Origin of the sequence: Rhodobacter sp. Har01, assembly GCF_020564565.1 — a bacterium.
In the GTDB taxonomy this organism is placed as follows: Bacteria; Pseudomonadota; Alphaproteobacteria; order Rhodobacterales; family Rhodobacteraceae; genus Pseudogemmobacter.
Genome location: NZ_JAJCTD010000004.1, coordinates 271,126 through 282,866, shown reverse-complemented (window position 1 = coordinate 282,866; position 11,741 = coordinate 271,126). Strand labels below are relative to the sequence as shown.

Annotated in this window: 14 protein-coding genes; all 14 read right to left on the bottom strand. The window is 66.1% G+C overall.

What is annotated here, in order from left to right; genetic code table 11:
• Window positions 1–31 precede the first annotated feature (31 nt).
• The 14 genes from LHP98_RS12125 to secG all read right to left on the bottom strand — a co-directional run bounded on the left by LHP98_RS12125 (window position 32) and on the right by secG (window position 11,671).
• Complete coding sequence (locus tag LHP98_RS12125) at window positions 32–745, bottom strand: type 1 glutamine amidotransferase (RefSeq protein ID WP_227252789.1); 714 nt, start codon at window positions 743–745, stop codon at window positions 32–34.
• 76 nt (window positions 746–821) lie between these two features.
• The gene (locus LHP98_RS12120; protein ID WP_227252947.1) at window positions 822–2,156 is read right to left on the bottom strand and encodes a glutamine synthetase family protein; all 1,335 of its coding nucleotides are present in this window, start codon (window positions 2,154–2,156) and stop codon (window positions 822–824) included.
• 204 nt (window positions 2,157–2,360) lie between these two features.
• Window positions 2,361–3,188, bottom strand: coding sequence for an ABC transporter permease (locus LHP98_RS12115; protein ID WP_227252946.1), 828 nt, complete (start codon window positions 3,186–3,188; stop codon window positions 2,361–2,363).
• 2 nt (window positions 3,189–3,190) lie between these two features.
• Complete coding sequence (locus LHP98_RS12110) at window positions 3,191–4,078, bottom strand: ABC transporter permease (protein WP_227252788.1); 888 nt, start codon at window positions 4,076–4,078, stop codon at window positions 3,191–3,193.
• Window positions 4,079–4,123: 45 nt separating this feature from the next.
• Window positions 4,124–4,852 (bottom strand): transporter substrate-binding domain-containing protein, encoded by a 729-nt coding sequence (locus tag LHP98_RS12105; RefSeq protein ID WP_227252787.1) that lies wholly within the window; start codon window positions 4,850–4,852, stop codon window positions 4,124–4,126.
• A gap of 78 nt (window positions 4,853–4,930) precedes the next feature.
• The gene (locus LHP98_RS12100; protein ID WP_227252786.1) at window positions 4,931–5,701 is read right to left on the bottom strand and encodes an ABC transporter ATP-binding protein; all 771 of its coding nucleotides are present in this window, start codon (window positions 5,699–5,701) and stop codon (window positions 4,931–4,933) included.
• Between the two features lie 130 nt (window positions 5,702–5,831).
• Window positions 5,832–6,602 (bottom strand): phosphate/phosphite/phosphonate ABC transporter substrate-binding protein, encoded by a 771-nt coding sequence (locus LHP98_RS12095; RefSeq protein ID WP_227252785.1) that lies wholly within the window; start codon window positions 6,600–6,602, stop codon window positions 5,832–5,834.
• Window positions 6,599–7,039 (bottom strand): TerB family tellurite resistance protein, encoded by a 441-nt coding sequence (locus LHP98_RS12090; protein ID WP_227252784.1) that lies wholly within the window; start codon window positions 7,037–7,039, stop codon window positions 6,599–6,601. Before LHP98_RS12090 ends, LHP98_RS12095 begins: the two co-directional genes overlap by 4 nt.
• 14 nt (window positions 7,040–7,053) lie before the next feature.
• Window positions 7,054–7,833, bottom strand: coding sequence for a 23S rRNA (adenine(2030)-N(6))-methyltransferase RlmJ (gene rlmJ, locus LHP98_RS12085; RefSeq protein ID WP_227252783.1), 780 nt, complete (start codon window positions 7,831–7,833; stop codon window positions 7,054–7,056).
• Window positions 7,834–8,314: 481 nt separating this feature from the next.
• Entirely contained in the window at window positions 8,315–8,809 is a 495-nt protein-coding gene (locus LHP98_RS12080) for a hypothetical protein (RefSeq protein WP_227252782.1), read from the bottom strand.
• Between the two features lie 108 nt (window positions 8,810–8,917).
• Entirely contained in the window at window positions 8,918–9,163 is a 246-nt protein-coding gene (locus tag LHP98_RS12075) for a DUF2442 domain-containing protein (protein WP_227252781.1), read from the bottom strand.
• Window positions 9,147–9,389 (bottom strand): DUF4160 domain-containing protein, encoded by a 243-nt coding sequence (locus tag LHP98_RS12070; RefSeq protein WP_227252780.1) that lies wholly within the window; start codon window positions 9,387–9,389, stop codon window positions 9,147–9,149. The genes LHP98_RS12075 and LHP98_RS12070 overlap by 17 nt, the downstream gene beginning before the upstream one ends.
• A 73-nt stretch (window positions 9,390–9,462) precedes the next feature.
• Entirely contained in the window at window positions 9,463–11,106 is a 1,644-nt protein-coding gene (locus LHP98_RS12065; protein ID WP_227252779.1) for a CTP synthase, read from the bottom strand.
• Between the two features lie 148 nt (window positions 11,107–11,254).
• On the bottom strand, window positions 11,255–11,671 hold the full coding sequence (gene secG / locus LHP98_RS12060; protein ID WP_227252778.1) for a preprotein translocase subunit SecG: 417 nt from the start codon (window positions 11,669–11,671) through the stop codon (window positions 11,255–11,257).
• Window positions 11,672–11,741: the final 70 nt, after the last annotated feature.

The following is an 11,741-nucleotide window of genomic DNA, read 5'->3' as shown; positions in this document are numbered from 1 at the left end:
ACTGTGGTTGGGGGGTGGCCCCCGCGGCCGGTCAGGCGCGGAGCTTCTCGGCCCCATTTGCTTGGGTCGTCTGGTGGTTCAGGAAGAAGGCCGCGATGCGGCCTGCCATGGTCTGGTCGTCAAGCGGCTGGTCCAGCCGGGCGCGGGCGCGGTCCATCAGGTCATCGGGCACCAGGCCGGGGCCGCGGGTGCGCATCAGGCCATCGACGAATTCGGGCTTGAACTCGGGGTGGGCCTGCACGGTGAACATGCGGTCATCGTAAAGGAAGCCTGCGTTTTCGCAGTGCGGGTTGGTGGCGATGACCTCGGCGCCCTCGGGCGCCTGGGTCACCTGGTCGCGGTGCCAGGCGTTCAGCGTGATCTTCTCGCCGCCGAAGTCATAGTCGGTGGGGCCGACGGCCCAGCCGCCGTCGTAGCGCTCCACCTTGCCACCCATGGCCTGGGCGATGATCTGGTGGCCAAAGCAGATGCCGACCACCGGCACCCGGGCGGCGTAGGCGGAGCGGATGAAATCCTCGAGCGGCTTGATGAAGGGGTGGTCTTCATAGGCGCCGTGGCGCGAGCCGGTGATCAGCCAGCCCTCGCAGTCGTGGACGCTGCCCGGAAACTGCATCGCCTCGACATGGTAGCGGCGGAAGGTCAGGCCGCGGCCCGCCAGCAGGCGTTCGAAGAAATCGGGGTAGTCGCCCATCTCGGCGCGGAGCGCGTCGGGCGAGGCGCCGGTCTGAAGGATGCCGATCTGCATGGCTTGGTCCTGTGCGGTTTGTCCCAAGGTGGCGAACGACCCCCCTTGCGGTCAAGGGGGGCCGGCCTTGCGGCGGTCACACCGTGTCGAGGTAAAGCTCGACCCGTTCTTCGGGTGACAGTTCCGCGATGTAGTGCAGTTCCTGCCGCTTGGTCTGCACCAGGTTGCGGATCAACTCGCGCGGGAGAAAGCGATACAGCATGTCGGAATGCTCGAAGGCGTCGATGGCGGCGTCCCAGGTGGCGGGAATCTGCGGCAGCCCCATGGCATAGGCGTTGCCGGTGACCGGCGGCGGCGGTTCCAGTCCGTCTTCCAGGCCGGTCAGGGCGGCGCCCAGGATGGCGGCCAGCATCAGGTAGGGGTTCACGTCGCCCCCCGCCACGCGATGCTCGATCCGCCGCGCGGCGGGGTTGCCGGCCGGGATGCGGATGGCCGAGGTGCGATTCTCATACCCCCAGGAAATGGCGGTGGGGGCGTGCTTGTCGGGCACCAGGCGGTCATAGCTGTTCAGGTGCGGCGCGAAGAGCAGCGTCGAGTCGGCCATTGCCGCCAGGCAACCGGCGACCGCATGGCGCAGTTGCAGGGTTCCCTTCGGGCCGCCGGAATCGAAGATGTTGTCGCCCTTGTCGTCGATCACCGAGAAATGAGTGTGCAGGCCGGACCCCGAGTATTCGGCGTAGGGCTTGGCCATGAAGCTGGCGGCAAAGCCGTGCCGCCGGGCCAGGCCCTTGACCAGCATCTTGAACAGCCAGGCGTCGTCGGCCGCGCGCAACGGGTCGTCGCAGTGCATCAGGTTCACCTCGAACTGGCCGAGGCCGGTCTCCGAGGTGGTGGTGTCGGCGGGAATGTCCATCGCCTCGCAGGCGTCGTAAAGGTCGGTGAAGAAGGTGTCGAAGGCGTCCAGCGCGCGGATCGACAGCGTCTCGGCCGCCTTGCGGCGCTTGCCGCTGCGCGGGGAAGGCGGGACTTGCAGGGTCTTGCCGCTGTCGTCGATCAGGAAGAATTCCAGCTCCATCGCCACCACCGGGGTCAGCCCGCGCGCCTTGTAGCGCTGCACCACGGCGTTCAGCGCGTGGCGCGGGTCGCCTTCGTAGGGCGTGCCGTTTTCGCGGAACATCCAGATCGGCAGCAGGGCCGATGGCGCCTCAAGCCATGGCATCGGCATGAAGCCGCGCTCGGTGGGTTTCAGCACGCCGTCCTGGTCGCCCTGCTCGAACACCAGCGGGCTGTCGTCGATGTCCTCGCCCCAGATGTCGAGGTTCAGGACCGAGAAGGGGAACCGCGTCCCGTCCTTCACGACCTTGTCGGCGAAACGTGCCGGGATGCGCTTGCCGCGCGCCTGACCGTTCAGGTCGGCGGCGGCCACGCGGATGGTGCGCACGTTAGGGTGCTTTCTCAGCCAGTCCTTCATCATGTTCAAAACAGGAGAGCACGGTCCCCCGCGCCCGGGGCCTGCCCCGATGAACAGGGATCTGGCCCGCCTGATGCGCAAGGTTCTGGACCATGCCCTTGGTCCTTCCCTTGGTTTCGATCGCCTTGCCCCGCGGCGCCTTGATGCAAGGCCTTCCCGCCGGGTCCGGGCGGAGGCCCGGATAATTTGATCAAAAGCAGGCTACTACCGGATCAGGGCCGGACGCAAGCGGATTTTCGCTTTCAGGTTGGACGGCAGGTGGCGGTTGAGGTGGCGGTTGACCCGGCCGAAGCCCCAGGTCAGCGCCAGCGTCAGCAGGATGAAGTAGAAGCCGACGATGGGGTAGGGGATGAACGGGTTGAAGGTCTTGTCGGCGAAGTAGTTGGCGTAATACAGCGCGTCGCCCTTCTGCTGGAATGCCGGGAAGCCGGAAAAGAACACCAGCGTCGTGGCGTGGAACAGGAAGATTGCCTCGTTGGTATAGGCAGGCCAGCCCAGCCGCAGCATGGTGGGCCACTCGATCCGGGTGAACTTTTTCCAGCCGCTGATGCCATAGGCTTCCGCCGCCTCAAGGTCGCCCTTCGGGATCGACTGCAGCGCGCCGTAGAAGATCTCCGCCGAATAGGCGGCGGTGTTCAGGAACAACACGAACAGCGCGCCGGCCCAGGCTTTCGTCGTCCAGGCGGTGGCGACGGTGATGCCGAAGACGTCGATGCCGGACTTGGGCAGCAGCACCAGCGTCTCGTAGGCCAGGAAGAACTGGATGAACAAGGGCGAGCCGCGGAAGACGAAGATGAACCACTCGGCCGGCTTGCGGACCCATGCCGAGCGGTTGGCCTTGGCCAGCGCCAGGGCATTGGCCAGAAAGAAGCCGAAGGCCAGCGCCAGCGCGCCGAAGTAGATGTTCCAGATCAGGCCCGAGCCGATCAGGGTGAAGTGCTGGCAGATCGTGTAATCCTCGCGCGGCAGCAGGCGTTCACCGATGCCCAGCGAGCGCAACCCGTAGGCCTGGACGGTTTCCCAGCAGGTCATGCTCATGGGACCGCGGCCTTGCGCATGGCTTCTCCGGCGGCGGTGGCCTGGCCGTGCGACAGCCGCGCGGTCAGGCGGCCAAGGACGATTTCCGAGATGCGGGTGAAGGCCAGGTAGAACACCAGCAGCCCCAGGAAGTAGAAGATCCGCCAGTCTCCATGCGGATAGGGGTTGTTGCCGCTGGTCTTTGCGGCGCCCAGTTCGCGGGCCCAATAGACGATGTCCTGGATGCCCAGCAGGAACAGCAAGGGCGTCGCCTTGATCAGGATCAGCCAGAGGTTCGACAGGCCCGGCAGGGCATAGATCCACATCTGCGGCACCAGGATGCGGCGGAACACCTGGGCCTGGCTCATGCCATAGGCCTCGGCGGTTTCCAGTTGCGCGCGCGGCACGGCCTGCATCGCGCCATAGATCACATTGGCCGCGAAGGCCCCGAAAACGATGGCAAAGGTGACGACGGCGGTGCCGAAGGCATAGATCTTGTGCCAGATCGGCGCCGAGGTCGCGAGCGGAACCTTGGCGTCAGGGCAGACCTTGAACTCAAGCCCTGACCAGACCGGCTGAGAAAGGTCGGGACAGACGAAAAGATGCTTTGTCCATTCGATGCCCTGGTCCAGCGCGATCACGAAGAACATGAAATAGACGATGTCGGGCACGCCCCGCACGGCGGCAATGTAGGTGCGGCCGATCAGCGACAACGGCGGCAGGTGCGACCGCGCGGCGGTGGCGCCAAGAAAGCCGAACATCAGCGCCGCCGGCGCGGTGATGGCCAGAAGCAGCAGGACCGTACCGAAGGACCAATAGAAATTCTGATGCGTCCCGGTGGTCAGGAAGCATCCCAGCCATTTCAGGCCTGTCAGCGTTGCGGGGTCACTGCAATATTCAAACATCCTGCGGCGAAAGGGCGGCCCGAAAGCCGCCCTTCCTTGCACAAATCAGAAGGTCACGGCTTCGGGGCCGAACCACTTGGTGATCATTGCGTTCAGCGTGCCGTCATCCTTCATCGACTGGATCGCGGCGTTCATCTTCTCTTTCAGCTCGGTGTCGCTTTCGCGCAGGCCGATGCCGACACCGCCGCCCAGTTGCACTTCGTTGGCCAGCAGCTGCAGCTCGCCGTTGGAATCCTTGGCTATCGGCGCCAGGTAGTCCTTGTCGGCAAAGACCGCATCCGCCTCGCCGTTCTTCACCGCCGCGACGGTTTCGTCGGGCGTGGCGAATTCCAGGAGTGTCGCGCCCGATTCGGCGATGTAGCCGGCCTGGATGGTGCCAGTCTGCGCCGAGATCACCGCGCCCTCGCCGGTCTTGGCGTCAGCCGTCAGCGCCATGTAGGCCGAGGCGGCCGGCGGGATGTAGTTCTGGCTGAAGTCGATGACCTGGTCGCGCTCGTCGGTGATCGACATGCCGGCCATGATCAGGTCGTAGTTGCCAGACTGCAGGTTCGGGATGATCGAATCCCAGGCGTTCTGGACGAACTCGCACTTCAACTCGGCGCGCTTGCACAGCTCGTTGCCCAGCTCGATCTCGTAGCCGGTCAGCTCGCCGGTGGCCTGGTCGATGTAGTTGTAGGGCTCATAGGCGCCCTCGGTGCCGATGCGCACGACGTCCTGCGCGGCAGCGACGCCGGCAAGGGTGGCAAGGGCGGTGGCAAGAAGCAACTTTTTCATACGGGTCTCCCTCAGTTTGCTTTCGGTTGTTCATCGTGCTCGGTTCCCGGCGGGACCCGGCCGAATTCGGTTGCGGCCTCAGGCCATGGTGGCCGACAGAAAGCCGCGCAGGCGGTCGGTCTGCGGTGCGCCGAACAGGCGGTCTGGCGGGCCTTCCTCCTCGATCTTGCCCATGTGCAGGAAGATGACATGGTCGGAACAATCCGCCGCCAGCTTCATGTCATGGGTGACCAGCAGCATGGTCCGGCCCTCGTCGGCAAGGGCCTTGATGACCTTGATGACTTCCTGTTCCAGTTCGGGGTCCAGCGCGCTGGTCGGCTCGTCGAACAGCAAGGCGCGGGGTTCCATGCACAGGGCGCGGGCGATGGCGGCGCGCTGCTGCTGGCCACCCGACAGCTGCGCCGGCCAGGCATCGGCCTTCTCGCCGATGCCGACCTTGGCCAGGTAGTGGCGGGCCTTTTCCTCGACCTCCTTCGGATCGCGCTTCAGCACCGTCACCGGGGCCTCCATGACGTTCTGCAGGACGGTCATGTGGGACCACAGGTTGAACTGCTGGAACACCATCGACAGGTTGGTGCGGATGCGCGTCACCTGGGCGCGGTCCGAAGGGTGGCGGTGCAGGCCCTGGCCCTTCCAGTGCACCGCTTCGCCCTCGAACAGGATTTCGCCCTGCTGGCTGTCTTCCAAGAGGTTGCAGCAGCGCAGCAGGGTGGACTTGCCCGACCCCGACGAGCCGATCAGCGAGATCACGTGTCCGCGCGGGGCGGTCAGGTCGACGCCCTTCAGCACCTCGAGGCTGCCATAGCTCTTGTGCAGGTCGTGGATTTCGATGACGGGGGTGTCGGCCATGCCCCTTTTCGCTTCCCTGAGTGTCGCCGGCGCATCTGGCGGTGCCGGTCGTTCCGGCCAATAGGGCAAATGTTGCGGGCCAATGCAACGGCGTTTGCGGCGCAAGATGTGGCGACGGCGTCGGATCAGGTCAGCAAACGGCGCCGAAATGGGCAGGCGGGGGCGGCGTGGGCACGGCCAGGTAGGCGGCGGCGGGAATCTCGACCAGACCATGCAGAAGCAGGCGGGCGCGGTCCTCGGGCGTCAGGGCCGCGATGGCCTGGGCCAGCGTCGCGAAAAGGCCCTCCCGGTCGGCGCCTTTGGCGGCGATGTAGGGCAGGGCGGGGGCAGGCGCCGTCTCGGCCACCACCCGCAGCGCCGGGGCGGCGGGATCGCCGTCCGCCTGCATCATCGCCCAGGTGACGGCGTCCAGCCCGGCCAGGTCGGCCCGGCCTTCCGCCACCGCAAGCGCCGAAAGCCGGTGCGCCCCGCTGCGCAGGCAGGGGTGCGGGGTCAGCCCAAGGCCCAGAAGGTGGCTGACCGGCCCCGCCCAGCCCGATTGCGACAGGTCTTCGTTCCAGGCAAAGCGGGTCGCCGCAAGTTCCTTCAGGCCGCGCAGGTCGTCCTTGCGGGCCACGAAGACGGACCGGTAGTGTCCGGGCGGGCAGCCGGGCAGGCCGTGATCCGGCGTGCCGACCAGGGTCACCCGGCCCTGCAGGCGGGCGCGGAACGGGTAGCCGCAGGTCTGCGACAGCACGAGGTCCGGGCTTTCCCAGGCGGGCCAGAAGGCGCCCTCGCCGCGGGTCAAAGCCTCGGGCGCGGGCAGGTTGCGGGCGCGGAGGCGGTCGCGGATGGCGACCCAGAACCGGTCATTCGCGGCGCGTGCGGGGCCGGCGTCGTACATGCCAAGGCTGGCGATCATTCCGCCCGTTCCGCCCTTTGCCTGGCTTGCGCGTTCTGCACGTCGGTCAGGCCCAGAAGGTTCGCCACCATCCGCATCAGCCGGTCTTCTTCGGAATCGCGCAGGCCATCGGCAATGGCGACCGACCACAGCGCGGTCATCAGCTCGGCCCGGTCCTCATGCGCCGTCGCGGCCTTCAGCGCGCGGGTGAAACGGACGGTGTCGGGGGCTTCGGATTCCAGTTGCTCGGCATCGCTGCGCAGGCGGGCGGCTTCGAACGGGCCAAGGCCGTGGCGGGTGGCAAGGATGCGGTCGATGCGCTCGACCTCTTCGGCGGCGTAGAGGCCGTCGGTTTTCGCCACCCGGACCAAGAGCGCGGCAAGGGCGAGGCGCGCGTCGGGTTCGGGCAGGCGGGCGGGGGCGGGGGCCATAAGGCCGCGGAGGAGGGATTCGAACATGCGGTGACTTTGGATCAGCGCAGGGCCCTGAACAAGGCCGTCAAGGATTTCGCTTCCGCGTCAAGGCCATAGGGCGGGTTGACGGTGAAGAGGCCCGAGCCTTCCATCCGGTGGCCGGGCCGCGCGGGGGGGAAGCTGACCTCATGCGTCAGGGCGTCGGGATGCTGGGCCTGCAGCGCCTTGAGCATGGTCTTGTGCGGATGGCCGGCCAGGATCGGATACCACAGGACCAGCGTCCCGACGTTCCATTTGCGGGCCAACAGGCTGAAGAACTTGGGAATTTTGTCGTAATCGTCCTTCACCTCATAGGACGGATCGCAGAGCAGCAGGCCGCGGCGCGGAGTGGGGGGCGTCAGAGCCAAGGCCAAGTCGAAGCCGTCGCGCTTGTAAACGTTCGCGCCCCACGGGGTTAACGCCGCGACAAGGGCGGCGTGCTCTTGCGGGTGCAACTCGCCCAGGTGGATCGTGTCGGTTTCCCGCAGCGTCAGCGCGGCGATGAGCGGGGAGCCGGGGTAGCTGTCGGCCCCGTTCATCGCCCGGCAATCGTGAAGCGCGCGGGCGTAGGGGTGGTCCTCGGGGAACCAGTTTTCGTGGGCGAGGATGCCCTTGGTCGCCTCGCCGGTCTTTTCGGCCTCGGCGCCGCTCAGCCGGTAGAGGCCGCGGCCGGCGTGGGTCTCGATGTAGCTGAGGGGTTTGTCCTTCCGGATCAGGTAGTCGAGCGTCCACGCAAGGAGCGCATGCTTGTGGACATCGGCCAGGTTCCCGGCGTGATAGGCGTGCTGGTAGGAAAGCATGGCCCGGCCTAGCAGGGGCGCGGGGCAGGCCGCAAGGGGTGAGGGGCGGCCCCGCGCCCTTCGCGCGGGGAGAAAACAGTCCAGTGGACTGTTTTCGGCCCCGAACGCCCGCGAAAGCCTTCGCGGGCTGGGTGCTGATGAAGCAGGCTCTTGCCCGCTGTCCGCATCCCCGCCGCCGGGGTGCAAAGCTGACCGCGCCCGAACCGACGGGGCTCTTGGGGTGCGACCCCAGTCGCGCCCGCGAAAGCCTTCGCGGGCCGGGCGCTGATGCTGCAGGCTCTTCTCCGCTGTCCGCAGCCCCTCCGCCGGGGAGCAAAGCTGACCGCGCCCGAACCGACGGGGCTCTTGGGGTGCGACCCCAGTCGCGCCCGCCCCGTGGGGGCGGTTCGGGCGCGGTCAGATTTGCTTTGGGCAAATCTGACGGGGCGCGGGCGTGGGGATAGATTGTGCGCTTAAGCGCACCCTACTGCTCGGTAGCCTGTCACGCGGCACCTGACCTTACCAAATCAATAAGTTCCAGGATTTCCACGTAGATGCTATCGGCCTCAACTTGGTGTAAAACCACTAGGGCGCTATCAATTTCGGTCTGCTCTTCGACCAATAAATCGCCAACTTTCTTAAAGAAGTTTACCCGAAAGCTCTGTTTCGCTTGATCAAAATAGAATGCACCGTGGACGGCAATATCCCGACCATCTTTGCCTTCTTCGAGTCTTCCAACCAGTTCATCGAATCTATGTTTGGGTGTCGGCTGACACGACTCCAATGTTCTCTTGAGCCTCTTAAGTAAATTTCCAGCAGTAAGCTTTCGAAGGACTGGAAAAGACACATCTTTTGTGAAAGGGGCTACACGGTGGTATTTCTCGATCTCTAAAATTAGCACAGCCGTGTGCAACTCGATGTGCGCACAAGTCTGAGTGTAGGCTCCCAAAGCTCGAAGAAGAGAGGAAGGCAGATTCTGCTCAACTATGGACGTCATGCCCTCACACCAACCTCGACACCTCCACCGCCGCCCTGACAAAATCCGCAAACAACTGGTGCGGGGCAAACGGTTTCGACTTCAGCTCGGGGTGGAACCGCACGTCGCTCACGCCACCTTCCCCACCCCGCTCATATCCCCTCTCCCGGCGATCAGGCCAGCCACCGAGATATCCTCGTCCAACGCCTCCCAATGCAGGCCCATCGGCGAAAGGGTCACGGCGGCGCGCTGGGCCGGGGTGGCGTGGAGCAGGCGGGGGAACCAGGCCAGTGGCACACCCAGCATCCGACCGTCCGACAGGGCGACCCACATGCTGTCTTCGTCGAAACTGACGCGCTCAGGTGAAATGGTCATGCCATGCCCTTTCGATATCTTCGCGCCGCTCTTCCACCACCGAGGCGAGGTGGCGCAGGGTGCGGGCGGTTAGCCCCTGGCTGTCCGACACGGCGACCTCGGGCCGTAGCCAGAACTTCGCTTCGCCGCCTTCGCCCATGACGTGGATATGGGCGGGCTCGCGGGGGTTTCCCTCATTCGAATAGAAGAAGAAGCGAAAGCCGTCGTGGTGGAAAACCGTGGGCATGGCCGCAGGATACGCGGGGGCGCCGTTTCGGGCAACGGTGTTGCACCAGGTGCGGTGCGTGCGATCACGCACCCTACACGAGGCGGGAGACCTCCACCGCCGCCCTTACAAAATCCGCAAACAGCGGATGCGGGGCGAACGGTTTCGACTTCAGCTCGGGGTGGAACTGGACGCCGATGAACCAGGGGTGGTCCTTGACCTCGACGATCTCGGGCAGTTTGCCGTCCGGGCTCATGCCCGAGAAGACCAGGCCGCAGGCCTCGAGCTGGTCGCGGTACTGGATGTCGACCTCGTAGCGGTGGCGGTGGCGTTCCTCGATCACGGTGGTGCCGTAGATGCGGGCCACGGCCGAGCCGGGTTTGAGGTTGGCGGTGTAGGCGCCCAGCCGCATGGTGCCGCCCTTGGCGTCCGAGGCCTTGCGGGTGACGGTGTGGTTGCCCTGAACCCATTCCTTGAGGTGATAGACGACGGGGATGAAGCGCTTGGCGCCGGCTTCGTGGTCGAACTCCTCGGACCCGGCGTTCTTGAGGCCGACCAGGGTGCGGGCGGCCTCGATCACCGCCATCTGCATGCCGAGGCAGATGCCAAGGTAGGGGATCTTCTTTTCACGCGCATAGCGGGCGGCGTTGATCTTGCCCTCGGTGCCGCGCTCGCCAAAGCCGCCGGGGACCAGGATGGCGTGGAAGTTCTCAAGCCAGGGCGCGGGGTCTTCGCGTTCGAAGATCTCGGCGTCGATCCATTCGGCGCGGACTTTCGTCCGGTTCGCCATGCCGCCGTGGGTCAGCGCCTCGGCGATGGATTTGTAGGCGTCTTCCAGCTGGGTGTACTTGCCGACGATGGCGACGCGGACCTCGCCTTCCGGGTGGGTCAGGCGGTCCATCACGTCTTCCCAGCGGGCGAGGTTGGGTTTCGGCGCCGGGGTGATGCCGAAGGCGTCGAGGACGGCCTGGTCGAGGCCGGCTTTGTGGTAGGCGAGCGGGGCGTTGTAGATGGTCTTGAGGTCGTAGGCGGGGATGACGTGGTCCTTGCGGACGTTGCAGAAGAGGGCGATCTTTTCGCGTTCACGGTCGGGGATCGGGTGTTCGGAGCGGCAGACCAGGACGTCGGGGGCGAGGCCGATGGATTGCAGTTCCTTGACGCTGTGCTGGGTGGGCTTGGTCTTCAGCTCGCCGCTGGCCGCGAGGTAGGGCAAGAGCGTCAGGTGCATCAGGATGGATTGCCCGCGCGGGCGTTCGTGGATGAACTGGCGGATGGCTTCGAAGAACGGCAGGCCCTCGATGTCGCCGACGGTGCCGCCGATCTCGCACAGCATGAAGTCCACCTCGGCGTCGCCGATGCGGAGGAAGTCCTTGATTTCGTTGGTGACGTGGGGGATGACCTGGATGGTCTTGCCCAGGTAGTCGCCGCGGCGTTCCTTTTCGAGGACGTTGGAGTAGATGCGGCCCGAGGAGATGCTGTCGGTCTGGCGGGCCGAGACGCCGGTGAAGCGTTCGTAGTGGCCGAGGTCAAGGTCGGTCTCCGCGCCGTCGTCGGTGACGAAGACCTCGCCATGCTCGAAGGGCGACATCGTGCCGGGGTCGACGTTCAGGTAGGGGTCAAGCTTGCGCAGGCGGACGGTGTAGCCGCGGGCCTGGAGGAGAGCGCCGAGGGCGGCGGAGGCCAGGCCCTTGCCGAGGGAGGAAACCACGCCGCCGGTGATGAAGATGTAACGCGCCAAGGCGGGACTCCCGTGTCAAACAGCGCGATTCGGGGCAGGTGGAATCGCGGCACCACGGGATTTGGGGTATAACGTTGCGCGCGCTCATGCGCAACCGGTCGCCGCAAGATGCTGTCGGCGGTGGGCAAGTCCCGTCAAAGGATTGTGGTCAGGGGGCGGGCTTGCTGTCGCCCGAGCCGTCACCCGAGGCGGGCGCAGGGGCAGGGGCGGGGGCCGGGGCGGGGGCGGGCGGTGCGGCGGGTGCATCGGCCGGGCCAGGGGGCAGGAGATCGGCGCCGGGAACGACGGGGGCCGGTGCCTCAGAGGCCGGGGCGGAGGGGGCGGCGGTATCGACCACCGAACCCGTGCCCGCGCCGCGCGTCCCCAGCACGGTGAGCGTGATCGAGGTGGCGATGAAGGCCGCGGCAAAGACCCAGGTCAGCTTGGTCAGGGCGGTGGCCTGGCCGCGGGCCTGCATGTTGCCGCCGCCCGACAGCAGCGCGCCGCCTTCGTTGCGCTGCAGAAGAACCACCCCGATCAGCAGAAGCGCCAGGATCAGGTGGACGGTAAGGATGACGGTTTCCATGCGGTGGGTCCTTCGCGGCCGATGCGGCTATCTAGGCGGAAGCGGCCCTCCGTGCAAGGGCGCCAGCGCA

Excerpts from the sequence above, each read along its gene's own strand:
- rlmJ (WP_227252783.1), bottom strand. The coding sequence starts at position 7,833 with ATGCTTTCCTACCAGCACGCCTATCACGCCGGGAACCTGGCCGATGTC.
- LHP98_RS12105 (WP_227252787.1), bottom strand. The coding sequence starts at position 4,852 with ATGAAAAAGTTGCTTCTTGCCACCGCCCTTGCCACCCTTGCCGGCGTC.
- LHP98_RS12120 (WP_227252947.1), bottom strand. The coding sequence starts at position 2,156 with ATGAAGGACTGGCTGAGAAAGCACCCTAACGTGCGCACCATCCGCGTG.
- LHP98_RS12070 (WP_227252780.1), bottom strand. The coding sequence starts at position 9,389 with ATGCCCACGGTTTTCCACCACGACGGCTTTCGCTTCTTCTTCTATTCG.
- LHP98_RS12100 (WP_227252786.1), bottom strand. The coding sequence starts at position 5,701 with ATGGCCGACACCCCCGTCATCGAAATCCACGACCTGCACAAGAGCTAT.
- LHP98_RS12110 (WP_227252788.1), bottom strand. The coding sequence starts at position 4,078 with ATGTTTGAATATTGCAGTGACCCCGCAACGCTGACAGGCCTGAAATGG.
- LHP98_RS12115 (WP_227252946.1), bottom strand. The coding sequence starts at position 3,188 with ATGACCTGCTGGGAAACCGTCCAGGCCTACGGGTTGCGCTCGCTGGGC.
- LHP98_RS12075 (WP_227252781.1), bottom strand. The coding sequence starts at position 9,163 with ATGACCATTTCACCTGAGCGCGTCAGTTTCGACGAAGACAGCATGTGG.
- LHP98_RS12125 (WP_227252789.1), bottom strand. The coding sequence starts at position 745 with ATGCAGATCGGCATCCTTCAGACCGGCGCCTCGCCCGACGCGCTCCGC.
- secG (WP_227252778.1), bottom strand. The coding sequence starts at position 11,671 with ATGGAAACCGTCATCCTTACCGTCCACCTGATCCTGGCGCTTCTGCTG.
- LHP98_RS12095 (WP_227252785.1), bottom strand. The coding sequence starts at position 6,602 with ATGATCGCCAGCCTTGGCATGTACGACGCCGGCCCCGCACGCGCCGCG.
- LHP98_RS12080 (WP_227252782.1), bottom strand. The coding sequence starts at position 8,809 with ATGACGTCCATAGTTGAGCAGAATCTGCCTTCCTCTCTTCTTCGAGCT.
- LHP98_RS12090 (WP_227252784.1), bottom strand. The coding sequence starts at position 7,039 with ATGTTCGAATCCCTCCTCCGCGGCCTTATGGCCCCCGCCCCCGCCCGC.